Below are 15199 nucleotides of genomic sequence, written 5' to 3' on the forward strand. Positions count from 1 at the left end.
TGCGGGCAGGGCGCGCCGGGCCCCGCCGACCGCGGTGGCGTCACGCGGTCGGCGGGCGGGCGCTGCCGCTGTGGTCAGGCGGCGAGTTCGCCGGCCTGGAGCTGCCAGAGGGATGCGTAGAGCCCGTGCAGGGCGAGGAGTTCGTCGTGGGTGCCCTGTTCGGCCACCACGCCGCCCTTGTCCATGACGTAGATCCGGTCCGCGTGGCGGACGGTGGAGAGCCGGTGGGCGATGACGACCATGGTCCGGTCGGCCGCGAAGCTGCGCAGGGTGCGCTGGATGGCGGCCTCGGTCTCGTTGTCCACGGCGGAGGTGGCCTCGTCGAGGATCACCACCGGCGAGTCCTTGAGGATCGCGCGGGCCAGGGCGATCCGCTGCCGTTGGCCGCCGGAGAGCGCGGCGCCGCGTTCGCCGATCAGGGTGTCGTAGCCGTCCGGGAGCGCCGCGACGAAGGTGTGGGCCTCGGCCATGGTGGCCGCCCTGACCACGGCCTCGTCCGAGGCTCCGAAGCTGCCGTAGCGGATGTTGTCGGCGATGCTGCCGTCGAAGAGGAACGGGTCCTGGGCGACGAAGCCGATGGCGTGGCGCAGGTCGTGCCGCCGCAGCTCCCGGATGTCCTGTCCGTCGAGCAGCACGCTGCCGGACTCCGCGTCCTGGAAGCGCATCAGCAGTTTGGCGACCGTGGTCTTGCCGGAGCCGGTGGCGCCGACGAGGGCGGTGACCCGCCCGGCGGGGATGGTCAGCGAGAGGTCCTCCAGCACCGGCGGCCGGCCGGGGTAGGCGAAGGTCACGTCGTCGAGGACGATCTCGCCGCGCACCTTGTCGGTGTCGAGCGGGTCGCCGGTGCCCTCGGCCTCGACGGGCAGGGCGCGCAGCCGGTGGACCCGGTCGTAGGCGGAGAGGGTGCGCTGGTACTGGTCGACGATGCCGCCGAGCCGGTTCATCCGCAGCAGCACCATCTGGGGCAGCCCGATCAGCGGGCTGAACACCTCGAACCGCAGGCTGCCGTCGAGCACCGACCGGCCGCCGATCAGCAGGGTGCCGGCCATCGAGCTGGTCGTGCAGACCCGGACGGTCTCGGCGTGCCGGATCGTGCTCCGGTCGGTCTGCTCGTTGCTGTCCTGGGCCCGCGCGCTCAGCCGGTCGATGCGCCCGGCCTCGTAGTCCTCGGTGCAGAAGCTCTTGACGGTGGCGCCGGCCTCCAGGGTGTTCACCAGTTGGCTGTGCAGCCTGGCCCGGTCCTCCCCGGCGACGGCGTAGTCGGCGGTGACCTTCTCCTGGTAGCGGAGCGACAGCCAGGCGATGACCGGGATGGGCAGGAAGGCGATCCAGGCGATCTGCGGTGCCAGCAGCAGGAACACCGGCACCAGGACGGCCAGGCTGGTGCCCATCTGCAGCACGTCGTTGGCCGAGGTGGCGAAGAAGGCGCCGAGCTGGCGGACGTCGTCGGTGAGCACTCCGGCGATCCGGGTGGTCCGCTCGCCCTCCAGGTGCCGCAGTTCGAGGTGCTGCACGTGGTCGTAGGTGCGGCTGCGCCAGTCGTGCTCGATGTCCTGGCCGAGCCCGCGCCACTGGAGGTTCGAGGAGTACGACAGGCCCGCGACGGCGGCGCAGGCGACGGCCACCAGCCCGGCCAGGCCCCAGAGTTGGGCGGAGGCGGTGGTCAGGCCGAGGCGGACCAGCGGTGCGGCCTCGCCCTTGATGAGGACCAGGGCGGTCCAGCCGAGGAAGGTGGCGAGCGCCATCTCCGAGAACTGGCAGGCGACCGAGAGCGCGGAGGCGCGCAGGAGCCGCCGCCGGTGTGGTCCGACGATCTCCAGCAGGGGGTGGCGTTCGTCCCCGAGCCCGGCCAGTTCGCCGGCCGTGTCGACGGTTCTGCGCCAGGCCCTCCGCAGGACGGCCACGGTCGCGGCCGCGACCCCGCCGAGTGCCACCAGCTGCCTGCTGAGCGCCGACCCGCGGATCAGCGCGACGCCGGCCGCCACCCCGCCGCCGACGGCGAGGACCGGGCGTACGACCAGGCCACGGTCCGGGCGCGGGGCCGGTGCGGCGGCGGGCCGGGGCGGCAGCGGACCGCCTGTCCCGGCCGGCCCCTGGGTGACCAGGGCGACCGCCCTGCGGATGATCCGGCCGACGTCCGCGGCGCGCACCCGCGCGTCGTACCGGACGAGGACCCCACCGGTGATCGGGCTTGCCTGCGCCTCGGTGATCCCGGGGACGCGCCGTAGGGCGGCGGCGAGGATTTCGGCGGTCCTGGGCCGCCCGAGGACCGGCTTGACGTCCCAGCGCTGGCGCCCCGGGACGACCGAACGCGGACGCACGTCCGAATCCACGGAGAGGTTCCCGGCTGCGGCACCCAGCAGAGATGGCATGTGTACGATCACCTGTTTGCGGAGGTCGCGGATGGGCCGTCATTGGGCATGGCGGAGCACTGCGACGAAGTGGGAATTCTGGAGGGGAATGCGGTGCGGCCCTCGGGCCGACGGCCGACCCGCCGCTCGGACACATCCTCCGGGTTCGACCGGAACACGCGCCCAGGCGGCGGCTCGGGCGGGGGCGTCAGTTCGTCTTGCCTGCGCCGGAGCCGGCGGTCGCGCGGATCCTGGGGCCCCTCGCCTCCTGCTCGGTCCGGTGGACGGCCTCGTCCTCCTTCTCGCCGTTCGGCGTGGCGCCCTCGGCGGCCCGGTGATGGTGCTCGTCGGACGCGACCTGCGCGGCCACCATGTCGGCGGCCACCTCGGCCGCGAGGTCGTGGATGTTCTCCCCGGCCTCGTGGGCCGCCTTCTTCACCTCCATCACGATTCCGACGGACGTCTTGACGACGCCGCGCACCAGCGGCTTGAGGAGGCGCTTGGCCAGTGGCGCGACGATGAGGCCGACCAGGAAGGGCGGTACTACGGGCGGCATGATGCTCCAACCTCTCTACGCAGACGGATGACAGGGGACCCCGGGGGCACTGCGAACTCCGGAGCACGCACAACAGAGCGGGCCGAAGCACCCATGTCCGGAATTCTCGATTCCCGTGCCGGATTTCCCTACTGGGCCGAATTCCTCAGTCGATGGGCTCCACCGCCCGCTCCTTGGTCACCGTAGTCGAGCCGGTCCCGTCGGGGCCAAATATCCTCGGCAGATTCACCCGTGCGAGTGCTTTACAAAACACCCCTTCCGCAGGTTGTGACACGCGGAGCCATTGATTTAACATATGATCCGATTTTCAGATCAATGCAGATTGCCAGCCTCCCGCTCCACCCGCCGCCCCAGCGCCGGAAACGGCAGCCCACCGCCACCCAGCACCGCCTCGTGGAAGGCCCGCACCTCGAACCCGGCGCCCAGCTCGGCCTCCGTCCGGGCCCGCAGCCGGACGAACTCCAGGTACCCCGCCCGGTAGGAGAGCGCCTGCCCGGGCAGATCCGTCGCGTAGCGCAGCAGGTCCGAGGCGATCTGGCCCTCCGCCTCGGTGGAGTTGGCGCGCATGAAGTCCCGGGCCTGCTCCAGGCCCATCGTCCCGAGGTTGAGCCCGGTGTCGACGACGAGGCGCTGCGCGGTGAACCGCTCCTGCGCGAGGCGCCCGTAGGCGTCCCACGGATCGTCGTAGAGGCCCATCTCCCAGCCGAGACCCGCCGCGTACTCGGCCCAGCCCTCGTTGAAGGCGCCGAACTCGGCCACCTCGCGGCGCAGTTGGGGCAGGGCGCGGTTCTCCGCCTGCCGGGCGAGGTGGAAGTGGTGCCCGGGAGCCAGCTCGTGGTGGATCAGGGAGGCCGCGCCGATCAGCGAACGCCCCTCCAGGCCAGACCCGTTGTAGCGGTAGCGCCCGACCGGCGCGGCCGGAGTCGGCTGCTCGTAGTACCCGAAGGTCATCCCCGCCTCCAGTGCCGGGTCCAGCCGCGCCAGCCCGTACGGCGCGGCCGGTAGCACCGCGAACCAGCGCGGCAGCAGCGGGGCGAGCCGGTCGAGGTAGCCCCGGTAGCGGGCCTCGACCTCCTCGGGGGTCCGGGCGTACAGCCGGGGCTCGGTGCGCAGCCGCTCGTGGAACTCGGCCTCCGAGCCGTGGAAGCCCAGCGTTCCGCGCACCTCCCGCATCCGCTCGGCGAGTTCCAGGCACTGCTCGCGGCCCAGCTCGTGCAGACGCTCGGGCGGCGTGTCGCCCCCGCTGTGGGTCCGGGCGAAGTCCCGGTACGCCTCCTCGCCGCCCTCGTAGCGCGCCCAGCCGACCTCCTGCGGCGCCTCCCGCCGGTAGTCCGGGTCGTCGAGGAGGGCGAGCAGCCGGTCGAAGCCCGGCACCAACTCGCCGTCCACCAGCCGCCGTACGCCGGCCCTGAGGTGCCCGTGCTCGGCCGGTCCCAGCCCGCGGAGCCGACCGTCGTCCACCTCCACCCGCTGCGCCACGGAGGTCCGCAGGCCGACGAGCGTGGCGCGCGCCCCGGCCAGGGCCGGGGCTGCCACCCGGAAGCCACGGGTGGCCTGTTCCGCCGTCCGGTCGGCGATCGAGCCGACCACCCGGGCCAGCTCGCGCACCAGCGACACGTACCGTTCGCAGTCGGCCCGTCCGGCGAAGACGAACGGGCGGAACACCGCGTCGACGTAGAGCGACAGCGGGAACAGCCGGTACGGCGTGGCCGCGGGTGTCAGCCAGTAGCAGCGGTGGGCGCGCACCTCCTGCTCGGCCAGCCCCGCGAGGAATCCGACGGTGTCGGCATCCGTGCCGGACAGCTCCGCGCCGTCGAGCGCCCGCACCCCGGCCAGCACCCCCTCGGCGAACCGCGCCCGCTCCTCGGCCTCGGCGGGCGAGGCCGGGGGCAGCGTCTCGACCGGGAGCCCCTGGCGGACTCTCAGCAGTGGCTCGCGCTCCAGCAGGAACTCCCAGTAGCGGTCCGCCAGATGGCCGGGCTCGTTCGTCCTCACGCTCATGCGGCCAGTGTGGCGGTGACGGGCCGCCCTGCCACCCGGTCCACGGGGCGGCAGCCCCCGTGTCCCTCGAACGGGTGAGGCGACGGAGGGCGCACCGGCGCCGGCCGGTACGGAACCCCCGTGCCGGCCCGTCGGGCCGTCCCGACCGAGGCCTCCGGGAGGCGTCACCCGGGAAGGAACGATCCGACCCCGACCTGCACCACGCGCTATTCGAACACGCTTACTGTGCAGGCGAGTTGACTCGCCAGGGACAGAACTCGGTGGCACCATGACGCCCATGCCCCGTCGCACCCCGTCGGCCGCCCGCTCCCTCACCGCCGCCGTACTGGCCCTCGCGACGGCCGGTTGCGGGGGCGCCGCCCCGTCCTCGACGAGCACTCTGCTCGTGGAGCGCGGGACCGTCCGGATCGCCGCGTCCAGCGAGACGCCGAGCTTCGACCCGTACTCCACCTTCGGGGCCAGTCAGGCCCGTTTCTCCTACGACTCGCTGGTCAACCTCGCCCCCGACGGCACCGTGGTCTCCGGCCTCGCCTCCTCCTGGCAGGCCTCCACCACCACGGCCACCTTCACCCTCCGCCCGGACGTCACCTGCTCCGACGGCACCCCGCTCACCGCCTCCGCCGTGGCCCGGGCGCTGACGTACGCGAGCGACCCGGCCAAGCAGCTGGCCGGTGCCCAGACCGTCCTGCCGAACGTCCCGTTCACCGCGAGCGCCGACGACCGGGCCGGCACGGTGTCCGCCACCACCACCGCGCCCTTCCCGTTCCTCACCCGCACCCTCGGCCTGCTGCCGATCGTCTGCCCCGCCGGGCTCGACGATCCGCCGTCGCTCGGACGCACCACCCGGGGCACCGGCCCGTACGTGCTCACCCGCTACTCCCCCGGCGGGCCCTACGAGTTCACCGTCCGCGAGGGCTACAGCTGGGGCCCGGCCGGGGCGACCACCGCTGCGCCCGGCCTGCCGGCCCGGATCGTCCTCTCGGTGGTGCCCCAGGCGGCGACCGCGGCGAACCTGCTGCTCACCGGCGGCATCGACATCGCGAGCGTGAACGGGCCGGACCGCGCCCGGCTCACCGGCCACGGCCTGACCGCCGAGGACGTGGCGACGGTGGTCGGGCTGACCTTCTTCAACCAGCGCCCCGGCCGCCCGCTCGCCGACCCGGCACTGCGCCGGGCCCTGGTGTCCGCCCTGGACCGCCAGGGCCTCGCCAACGTCGCCGTCGGCGGCACCGGCCACCCGGCCGGCGACTTCGGCGCCGAGGGCGCCGTCTGCCACGCCGACCTCGCCGACGCCAACCTGCCCGCCCAGGACGCCGCCGAGGCCCTGCGCGCCGCCGGCTGGGCCCGCGGGCCGGACGGCCGGCTGACCAAGGACGGCCGACCGCTGCGGCTGCGCCTGATCACCAGCCCCGACCTCGGCCCCACCCTGCCACCCGCCGCCGAGCTGATGGCCCGGACCTGGACGGCGCTCGGCGCGGACGTCAAGCTCGTCACCGAGAGCCTGCCCGCCCTCGTCAACGCCATGTACCAGACCGGCGACTTCGACGTCGTGGTCGGCACCACTCCGGGCTTCGCCCTGCCGGTCGGCTTCATCCCGTTCTTCTCGGGCCCCGCCCCCTCCCAGGGGCTGAACTTCGCGGGCGTCACCGACCCCGAGTACGACGCCCTGGTCGCCCAGGCCCTCCGGGAGCAGGACACCGAAGGCTGCGGCACCTGGAACCGGGCCGCCGCCGCGCTCTTCCGCTCGGCCGACGCCCTGCCGATCGCCGACGGCCGGAGCACCGTGTACGGCCGGAGCACCACCTTCACCACCACCTTCGGCGGCCAGCTCGTCCCCACCAGCATCCGCCTCCACCGGTGACCGGGAGGCCGACCGTGTCCCTGCCCCGCCTGCTGCGGAACCCCTGGACGGCGTTCCTCGGCCGCCGCACCGCCCGACTGGTCCTCTCCCTCGTCATCGTGCTCACCGCCTCCTTCGCGATGATCCGCCTCGTCCCCGGCGACCCGGTCCGCGCCGCCCTCGGTGTCGACGCCGCCCCCGCCCTGGTCTCCGCGCGCCGACACCAACTCGGCCTCGACGTACCGTTCCCGACCCAGTTCCGGCACTACCTGGGCGGCCTCGTCCACGGCGACCTCGGAACGTCGCTGGTCACCGGCACGCCGGTCGCCGAGCTGGTCCGCACCCGGCTGCCGGCCACCCTGGAGATCGCCGGCCTGGCCTTCCTGGTCACCCTCGCCGTGGCCCTGCCCGGCGGGCTGCTCGCCGCGGTCCGCACCCGCGACGGCCGGCGCCCGCGCAGCGAGCTGGCGTTCACCGTGCTCACCGCCGGCCTGGCCGGGGTGCCGGACTTCGTGCTGGCCGCCGGGCTCACCGCACTGCTGGCCGTCGGCCTCCAGCTGCTGCCGGTGGCCGGCGCGGCGGGTGCCGAGTCCTTCGTGCTGCCGGTCCTCGCGCTCGCCCTCGCGCCGACGGCCGTCCTGGTGCGCATCGTCCGGGTGGAGGCGCTGAAGGTGCTGGGCGAGGACTACCTGCGCACCGCACGCGGCAAACGGCTGTCCCCCGCCCGCCGCTACCTGCGGCACGCCGCGCCGAACATGGCCACCGCCGCGCTCACCGTCGCCGGGAGCCTGCTGCCCGCCATGATCGCCGGCACCGTCCTGGTGGAGAAGGTGTTCGCCTGGCCCGGCATCGGCTCGGCGATGGCCCAGTCCGTGGTCAGCCAGGACTACCCGGTGATCCAGGCGATGGTGCTGATCCTGGGCTCCACCGTGCTGCTCTCCGGCCTCCTGGTCGACGTGCTGCTGGCGGTGCTGGACCCGCGTTCCACGATCCGGGAGAGCTGAGATGTCCCTTCCCACCCGGCACCTCCGCTCACCGATGGCCTGGACCTCGGCGGTCATGCTGGCCTCGCTGCTCGTCCTCGCACTGGTCGCACCGCTCCTGTGGGGCACCGCGGCCGACCGTCCCGACCCCTTCGCGGTGCTCCAGGGCCCTTCCACCGCCCACCCGTTCGGCACCGACAACCTCGGCCGGGACGTCCTCGCCCGGGTCCTGACCGCCACCAGGCCATCCCTGCTGCTGGCCCTGGCCGCCACCCTGCTCGGCGCCACCGGCGGCGTCCTGCTCGGCGCGGCCACCGCCGTGGTCGGCCACCGCGCCCGCCGGCTGCTCACCGCGCTGATCAACCTGCTCCTCGCCTTCCCCGCGCTGCTGGTCGCGATGTTCCTCGCGGTCGTGTTCGGCGCGGGCGCCGCCGGAGCGGTGCTCGCCCTCGCCGTCGCCGGCGTCCCCGGCTTCGCCCGGCTCGCCCAGACGCTCGCCGCCGCCGTCGCCGGCACCGACCACCTGGCCGCGGCCCGGGTGCTCGGCCTGCGCCGACACCGGCTGCTGTGGCGGCACGTCCTGCCGAACATCGCCGAACCGCTGCTGCTGGCCACCACCACGGCCGCGGGCACCGCCCTCGTCGCGCTCGCCGGGCTGAGCTTCCTCGGCCTGGGTGTCCAACCACCCGACTACGACTGGGGGCAGCTGCTCAACCAGGGACTCGACCGGATCTACGCCGACCCCCTGCCCGCGCTCGCCCCCGGTCTGGCCGTCCTCTACGCGGCGGTGACGTTCCAACTGCTCGGCGAGGTCCTGGCCGGCGGCGTCGCCCGGCGCACCCCGGCACCCCGTACACCCGCGCCGCCGACCGCCCCATGCGGGTCCCCCCGACCGAAGGCCGGGGGAGTGTCCGCCGAGGACGGCCTGGTGCTCCAGGTCGAGGACCTCAGCGTCGAACTCCCCACCCCGGGCGGGATGATCCGGCCGGTGCGCGACGTGAGCCTCTCCCTGCGCCCCGGCGAGATCGTCGGGCTCGTCGGCGAGTCCGGCTCCGGCAAGTCGCTCACCGCGCTCGCCATCGCCGACCTGCTGCCCGAACGGGCCCGCGTCACCCGGCGGACCCTCCGGCTGCTCGGCGCCGACCTCGCCACCATGACGCCGAAGCAACGCGACCGCCACCTCGCGACCGGCCTGACGACGGTCTTCCAGAACCCGGCCTCCGCGCTCAACCCGTCCCTGCGGATCTCCACCCAGCTCACCGAGGCCGTCCGGGCGCACCGCGGCGCGAGCCGTGCCCAGGCGCTGTCGGAGGCCGCCGACGCGCTGCGCAAGGTCGCCCTTCCCCCCGAACTGCTGCGCTCGCGCCCCCACCAGCTCTCCGGCGGCCAGCGCCAACGGGTGATGATCGCCGCCGGGCTGATGCTGCGACCGGGCCTGGTCATCGCCGACGAGCCGACCACCGCGCTGGACGTCACCGTGCAGCGGCAGATCACCCGGCTGCTGTCCGACATCCGGCGGGAGACCTCCGCCGCCGTCCTGTTCATCAGCCACGACGTCGCACTGGTCGGCGAGTTCTGCGACCGCGTCCTCGTGATGTACGCGGGGGCCGTCGTCGAGTCGCTGCCCGCCGACCGGCTCGCCGGCGGCGCCCGGCACCCCTACACCCGGGCCCTGGTCGCGTCGGTACCGGACCTCGCGGCGGACCGCGACCGGCCGCTGCCCACGGTGCAGGGCGCACCGCCCGACCCACTGGCGCCCGCCCCGGGCTGCCCGTTCGAGCCCCGCTGCCCGCGCCGCCGGGACCACTGCGCCGAACAGGCCCCGCCGCTGGGAGAGCTCGACGCGGACCACCGGGTGGCGTGCTGGAACCCGGCGCCGGTGGAGGTCCTCGCCCCATGACCACCCTTCAGCTCCTCGACCTCACCGTCCGCCACCACGGCCCGTACGGCCCCGTCGCCGCCGTCGACGGGGTCTCGCTGGAGATCCCGGCCGGCACCACGCTCGGGCTCGTGGGCGAGTCCGGCTCCGGGAAGTCGAGCCTGGCCCGCGCGATCGTCGGTCTCACGCCCGTGCACGGCGGCCGGGTCCTGCTCGACGGCCGGGAGGTCCGGGTCCGGACGGTCGGCGACCGGCGCCGGCTCGGCCGACTGGTCCAGATCGTCCTCCAGGACCCGGACACCGCACTGGACCCCAGGATGACCGTCCGCCGGACGCTCCTCGAAGCGGCCACCTCCTTCCACCGGCTCGACCGGCCGGCCCGGGCCGAACGCGTCCCCGCCCTGCTCGAACTCGTCGGCCTGGGCCCCGAGTTCGCGGACCGCCTGCCGCACCAGCTGTCCGGCGGCCAGCGCCAGCGGGTCGCCGTCGCCCGTGCCCTGGCCGTCGAGCCCGGCCTGCTGATCGCCGACGAGATCACCTCGGCCCTGGACGTGTCGGTGCAGGCCGCCGTGCTCAACACCATCCGCGACCTCCAGCGGCGGCTCGGCCTGTCCATGCTGTTCATCGGCCACAACCTGCCCGCGGTCTGCCACGTCTCCGACGTGCTGGCGGTCATGCGGGACGGCCGGATCGTCGAAACCGCCCCCACCGAGGCCCTGTTGCGCACGCCGCGGCACCCCTACACTCGGGCGCTGCTCGACGCCGTGCCCCGCCTGCCCTCCGGGAGGTCCTGATGCCCAGTCGCCCAGCGGACGCCGTGGTGGTCGGAGCCGGAGTGATCGGCGCCGCCATCGCCCTCGAACTCGCCCGCACCGGACGGCAGGTGACCGTCGTCGACAAGGCGGGCGCCGCCGGCCACGGCTCCACCAGCGCCTCCAGCGCGATCATCCGGTTCAACTACTCCACCTTCGACGGGGTCGCCACCGCCTGGGAGGCCCAACACCTCTGGACGTCCTGGCCCGAGCACCTCCGGCTCACCGGCCACCGCCCGCTCGCCGCCTTCCACCGCACCGGCGTCGTCCTGCTCGACTCCCCCGCCGCCGACCCGTCCGCCGTCACCGCGCTGTTCGACCGCGCCGGCGTCCCGTACGAACGGTGGGACGCCGGCGCGCTGCGCCGCCACCTGCCCGGGATCGACGCCGGCCGGTACTGGCCGCCGAAACCCGTGGACGACGACGCGTTCTTCGACGCGCCTTCCGGCGAACTCGGCGCACTCTTCACCCCGGACGCCGGGTTCGTCGACGACCCGCAGCTCGCCGCCCAGAACCTCGCGGACGCGGCGGGCGAGCTGGGCGCGCGCTTCCTGTTCCACCACACCGTGGTGGCCGTCGACCGCGCCGCGGGCCGGGTGACGGGCATACGGCTGGCCGACGGCACCCGGATCGCCGCACCGGTCGTGGTCAACGCCGCCGGCCCGTGGTCGGGCGGCCTCAACCGGCTGGCCGGCGTCGGCGACGACTTCACCGTCGGTGTACGGCCGCTGCGCGAGGAGGTGCACCAGGTCACCGCCCCCGGCTTCGGCCCGGTGGTCGCCGACCTCGACCTCGGCACCTACCTCCGAGCGGCCCCCGGCGGCCGGCTCCTGGTCGGCGGCACCGAGCCGGCCTGCGACCCGCCGCAGTGGATCGACGACCCGGACGAAGCCGACCCCCGCCCGACCGCCCGCCGCTTCCGGACCCAGGTCACCCGGGCGGCCCGCCGCTTCCCGGAGATCGGCGTCCCCAACCGGCCCCTCGGGATCGCGGGCGTGTACGACGTCGCCGACGACTGGACCCCGATCTACGACCGCACCGCCCTGGCCGGCTACTACGTCGCCATGGGCACCAGCGGCAACCAGTTCAAGAACGCCCCGCTGGTGGGCCGCTACCTGACCGCCCTGATCGACGCGGTCGAGTCCGGCCACGACCACGACCGCACCCCGGTCCGCCACCGCTGCGACCACACCGGCAACGTCGTCGACCTGGGTGCCTACTCCCGCCTGCGCCCGCTGCGACCCGACTCCGCCCGGACGGTCATGGGCTGACCGCGCCCAGCTCCCGCACCAGGTCCTCGACCACACCGACCACGAACTCGGGCGCCTCGTGCGGGAAGTCATGGCCCGTCCCCTCCGGCGTGTACACCAGCCGGGACGATGTCGACGCCGCCAGGTACCGCGTCCTGCTCCGGAGGTAGAAGCGGCTGATCCGCTCCGCCTCGGCCGCGTCCCGGGCACCGGCCAGCACCGCCTCACCGCCCACGAGGTCCCGCGGTATCACCAGCACCAGCGGCAGGTCGCCGAGGTCACCGTCGTACACCACGGTCTCCCAACCCACTCGCGCCAGCCCGGACGGCGACAGCTCGGCGAAGACCGACGCGGCGGCACAGGCCGGCCCGGTCCTGAGCCCGGGGCCGCGGCGGGCGCCGAACAGCTGCCGCACCGCCGTCCGCAGGAGGCCACGGCGCATCGCCGCCAGCTGCCGGTTGGGCGGCGCGAAGGCGATCACCTCCAGGGGCGTCGGATCCAGCAGCACGAGGCCGGCCACCAGGTCCGGCCGACGCCTGGCCACGTTCGCGACCAGCAGCCCGCCGAAGGAGTGACCGACGAACACGAAGGGAGCCCGCTCCCCCGCCTCCTCCAGCGCCGCCGGAAGCTCCTGCGCCTCGGCCGCCGTCGTCCGCGGGAACGGCCCGACGTCGCTCCAGCCCGTCCCGAGGCGGTCCACCAGCACCGACCGGGCCCTCGCCGCCAGCATCGTGTGCAGCTCCCGGAGGTCCTCACCCGGGGCGTGCCCGCCGGGCACCCAGACCACCGTCGGCCCGCCCCCCGCCTCCCCCTCGGCGAGGACGTGCATCCGGTGACCGCCCACGTCCACCAGCCGCCCCGGCGGCGGATTCCCCCGCGCCCCGCGGGCCACCAGCACCAGGTGCCGCACGGCTCCCGCCGCCAGCAGCACACCGACGGCCATCACCAGGCCACCGAGCGCCACCGCCCAGGCCGCCCCCGTCCCGACCAGCAGGCCCCCGACTGCCACCACCAGCACCGCGACGGGCACTCCCAGCCAGTCCCGGCTCAACAGCGCGAGCAGGGAGTCCGCGACCCGTCCGTCCTGGCGCATCGGTCCTCCGCGAGGGCAGTCGAAAACCGATCCTGGCCAGTATCCTCCCCCGGGCCGTCCAGCACGAGGCCGGCGCCTCCCGCGCCTTCCTCTTCCTCTCAACCGCCCCGACCTGCGCCGACGCATCGAACGCCCAAGCCGGTCGCCCACCGAAGTAGGGGTGGCACAGGGTCACAGCCGTGACCCATCCGCTGCCTTCCCCGGCGCTCAAGGAGTTCCTGGCGACACTCCGTCGGGGCGAAGAACGCTCGGGAGTGGTTACCTCGATCGAGACCTTCGGCGTGTTCGTCGACGTTGACGGAGCCCCCGAACCCTCGGTGGGCTTCATCCCACCACCGGAGGTCTCGTGGAAGTGGATCTCCTCCTGCGGCGAGGCCGTGACGACCGGGCAGCGGGTGACCACGGCGGTCCTCGGAGTCGACGCCGAGAGGCGCGGGCAGGCTGTCCTGTCCCTGATCGCCCTGCGGCCCCTGCGCCCGCACACCACCGAAGCCTTGCCGTCAACCTCGCCCGCCGGCATCGGCGGCGAGGCGGCCGAGCATCGCCATCACGATGATCCGCGTCTTCTTGTCGTTCGTCACCGCGCAGTGGGCGTCGACGCCCCGCTCGTCCGGTGCCGCGTCCGGGTCGGTCAGGCCCAACCGGACCAGGTCGACGGCATACTCGTGACACCGGGAGTAGTCCGCCGCGGCGCTCACCGCCTCGACGTGGTCGATGCGGACAGGATCCCCGGCACGCAACCGTGCCGGGGTGGGTGCAGGGCCCAGCGCCTCCCCGATCCACGCCGACACGGCCTCCCGGGAGCAGCCCTGTTCGAGCTTCGAAGCGTTCGCGGCGGTGAGTGCCAGATGGACAAGGAGCAGTCCGAACCACTGGGCGGCCTCGCCGGGAGGAGTGTCCACGCCCGTCGGCGGCATCACGGCCTGGTACAGCGCAGCCACATCATCGTCGCGCGCGGCGGCGGCGACGGCCTTCACGGCGCTGCCGAGGGCAGCCTGGTCGATGGTCACGTCGGTGGTTCTCCTCGTAGTCGGCAGCATCAACGTACCGCTCCCCTGGGGGGATCGGTGCGGGTTGCGCACGGTTCGGCCCCCGAGCTGAAGGCACTCACGGGCGGGCGCCACGGTCGACCGTGCGCCGCGCCGCGTCGGTGAGTCCGATCCACCGAACCCACCTGTCGGGCCGCGTCCATGTCTCGGGCGGTGCCCGGCACTTGGGTGGAGACCTCCGAAGTCGGCATCGACGTGGTGAAGGAGCTGCTCGCCGGTCCGACGTAGCGGTGCCCGGCCGAAGGGCGACCGGGTCGTCGGGTTGTACGCCCTGGACCAGTTCTCCTCGCCGCCTTCGTCACCGGTGCCTGCGGGCGGGCGGCCGGAGCGTCCGAGCCGGGGTCCGGCCGTCGGCCCGCCCCGGCGCGGGCGCCACCGCTCGGGAACGCGTCGAAGGGCCGGCGGGGGGCCGGCCCTTCGAGCGGGGGGAGGGCGGTGGTCAGAGGCGGAACGGGTTGGCGTTGCGGGCCGCAAGGAGGTACCAGGCGACCTGCCCCTGGGCGTCCGGCGCGGTGCGGGACAGGCAGTACGCCCCGTTGACGTTGCTCTTGACGTAGTAGGCGGAACCGACGGGCTCGAACCACCATTCCTGGTTGGCCTGGGCGGCCAGGCCTCCCGGGCAGCGGGAGGCCTGGCCCCTCGGCTTCAGGTGCGGGCTTGCGGCGTCAGTTCCGGACGGTGGGCCGCAGGGTGGTGATGGCGCCGTAGTGGCCGTCCGAGGCGCCGCCGACCTCGATCCCTACCGGCGCGGCGGGGGCCCGCTTGAGGCCGACCCGGAAGGTGTACTCGACCGGGTTGCCCTTCATCACGCCCTCCAGCTGGGCCGGCGCCACGCCGAGCCGCCCGTTGCAGTCCTCGGTCACCTCGAAGGACTTCCACTCGTTGCCGACCTTCGCCTCCACCGTGACGTCCTGCCCGGTCAGGCCCTCGCTGGCGGGCAGGGACAGGTACACCGTCGGGCGCAGCCGGCCCGGGCCGTCGGGCGAGGTGACCTTGAAGGTGAACTCGGTGGGGGTCTTGCCGATGACGAGCGGAGAGGGCTTGGAGGCGGAGGCCACTGCCGGGCGGTGGCTGTCGACGACCGAGGTGGTCACGACGCCCTTGGTGAGCACCTGGGAGGTGGACGGCGTCACGGCGTCGGCCTCGACGAGCAGTCGGCCCGGCTGGTTGCCGCGGTCGAGCACCATCCGGTACTCGACGGTGCGGCTCTCGCCCGCGGCCAGGGTGAAGGCCGCGTCGTTGCCGGTGCCGGCGTAGTCCATGCCGCCGCCCTGGCTCAGCGAGGGCATAGCCTTCCAGCCGGAGGCGTCCTTGCGCTCCAGGGTGCCCTGCGCCATGGAGAGCATCCGCTGGCACTGCGCGCCCTCGTACTGCTGGGTCGCGAC

General features: G+C 74.2%; 11 protein-coding genes and 1 pseudogene. 6 read left to right on the top strand and 6 right to left on the bottom strand.

Translation table 11 applies throughout. The annotated features are described in order from the left end of the window. Positions 1-74: 74 nt before the first annotated feature. The 3 genes from ACWDBB_RS18030 to ACWDBB_RS18040 form a co-directional block, all read right to left on the bottom strand. Entirely contained in the window at positions 75-2372 is a 2298-nt protein-coding gene (locus tag ACWDBB_RS18030) for an ATP-binding cassette domain-containing protein (protein ID WP_449790519.1), read from the bottom strand. A gap of 187 nt (positions 2373-2559) precedes the next feature. After that, complete coding sequence (locus ACWDBB_RS18035) at positions 2560-2907, bottom strand: DUF5132 domain-containing protein (RefSeq protein ID WP_449790520.1); 348 nt, start codon at positions 2905-2907, stop codon at positions 2560-2562. A 312-nt stretch (positions 2908-3219) separates the two neighbouring features. Continuing rightward, positions 3220-4908, bottom strand: coding sequence for a DUF885 domain-containing protein (locus ACWDBB_RS18040; RefSeq protein ID WP_449790521.1), 1689 nt, complete (start codon positions 4906-4908; stop codon positions 3220-3222). Positions 4909-5185: 277 nt separating this feature from the next. On the opposite strand from ACWDBB_RS18040, the gene ACWDBB_RS18045 reads away from it, so the two are divergent. Genes ACWDBB_RS18045 through ACWDBB_RS18065 form a run of 5 tightly spaced genes read left to right on the top strand, consistent with a single transcriptional unit; the run spans position 5186 to position 11693 of the window. Beyond that, on the top strand, positions 5186-6769 hold the full coding sequence (locus ACWDBB_RS18045; protein WP_449790522.1) for an ABC transporter substrate-binding protein: 1584 nt from the start codon (positions 5186-5188) through the stop codon (positions 6767-6769). 14 nt (positions 6770-6783) lie between these two features. Beyond that, positions 6784-7752, top strand: a complete 969-nt coding sequence (locus ACWDBB_RS18050) for an ABC transporter permease (protein WP_449790523.1) — start codon at positions 6784-6786, stop codon at positions 7750-7752. 1 nt (position 7753) lies between these two features. Then, positions 7754-9631 (top strand): dipeptide/oligopeptide/nickel ABC transporter permease/ATP-binding protein, encoded by a 1878-nt coding sequence (locus ACWDBB_RS18055; RefSeq protein ID WP_449790524.1) that lies wholly within the window; start codon positions 7754-7756, stop codon positions 9629-9631. After that, the gene (locus ACWDBB_RS18060) at positions 9628-10404 is read left to right on the top strand and encodes an ABC transporter ATP-binding protein (RefSeq protein ID WP_449790525.1); all 777 of its coding nucleotides are present in this window, start codon (positions 9628-9630) and stop codon (positions 10402-10404) included. Before ACWDBB_RS18055 ends, ACWDBB_RS18060 begins: the two co-directional genes overlap by 4 nt. Further along, the gene (locus ACWDBB_RS18065; protein ID WP_449790526.1) at positions 10404-11693 is read left to right on the top strand and encodes an NAD(P)/FAD-dependent oxidoreductase; all 1290 of its coding nucleotides are present in this window, start codon (positions 10404-10406) and stop codon (positions 11691-11693) included. The genes ACWDBB_RS18060 and ACWDBB_RS18065 overlap by 1 nt, the downstream gene beginning before the upstream one ends. On the opposite strand, the gene ACWDBB_RS18070 is transcribed toward ACWDBB_RS18065, so the two are convergent. After that, positions 11683-12765, bottom strand: coding sequence for an alpha/beta fold hydrolase (locus ACWDBB_RS18070; RefSeq protein WP_449790527.1), 1083 nt, complete (start codon positions 12763-12765; stop codon positions 11683-11685). The genes ACWDBB_RS18065 and ACWDBB_RS18070 overlap by 11 nt on opposite strands. A 179-nt stretch (positions 12766-12944) precedes the next feature. Between ACWDBB_RS18070 and ACWDBB_RS18075 the strand changes: the two are divergent. Beyond that, positions 12945-13190: pseudogene (locus tag ACWDBB_RS18075) on the top strand (S1 RNA-binding domain-containing protein); the annotation flags it as partial. 75 nt (positions 13191-13265) lie between these two features. Here ACWDBB_RS18075 and ACWDBB_RS18080 read toward each other — a convergent pair. Together ACWDBB_RS18080 and ACWDBB_RS18085 are read right to left on the bottom strand one after the other, a co-directional pair. After that, on the bottom strand, positions 13266-13775 hold the full coding sequence (locus ACWDBB_RS18080; RefSeq protein ID WP_449790530.1) for a hypothetical protein: 510 nt from the start codon (positions 13773-13775) through the stop codon (positions 13266-13268). 704 nt (positions 13776-14479) lie between these two features. Next, on the bottom strand, positions 14480-15199 hold a 720-nt coding region (locus ACWDBB_RS18085), incomplete at its 5' end, for a hypothetical protein (protein WP_449790528.1).

The sequence above is a fragment of the Kitasatospora sp. NPDC001095 genome (assembly GCF_053598615.1).

Coding starts and splice junctions, on each gene's coding strand:
- ACWDBB_RS18030 (WP_449790519.1), bottom strand. CDS start 2,372: ATGCCATCTCTGCTGGGTGCCGCAGCCGGGAACCTCTCCGTGGATTCG.
- ACWDBB_RS18035 (WP_449790520.1), bottom strand. CDS start 2,907: ATGCCGCCCGTAGTACCGCCCTTCCTGGTCGGCCTCATCGTCGCGCCA.
- ACWDBB_RS18040 (WP_449790521.1), bottom strand. CDS start 4,908: ATGAGCGTGAGGACGAACGAGCCCGGCCATCTGGCGGACCGCTACTGG.
- ACWDBB_RS18045 (WP_449790522.1), top strand. CDS start 5,186: ATGCCCCGTCGCACCCCGTCGGCCGCCCGCTCCCTCACCGCCGCCGTA.
- ACWDBB_RS18055 (WP_449790524.1), top strand. CDS start 7,754: ATGTCCCTTCCCACCCGGCACCTCCGCTCACCGATGGCCTGGACCTCG.
- ACWDBB_RS18060 (WP_449790525.1), top strand. CDS start 9,628: ATGACCACCCTTCAGCTCCTCGACCTCACCGTCCGCCACCACGGCCCG.
- ACWDBB_RS18065 (WP_449790526.1), top strand. CDS start 10,404: ATGCCCAGTCGCCCAGCGGACGCCGTGGTGGTCGGAGCCGGAGTGATC.
- ACWDBB_RS18070 (WP_449790527.1), bottom strand. CDS start 12,765: ATGCGCCAGGACGGACGGGTCGCGGACTCCCTGCTCGCGCTGTTGAGC.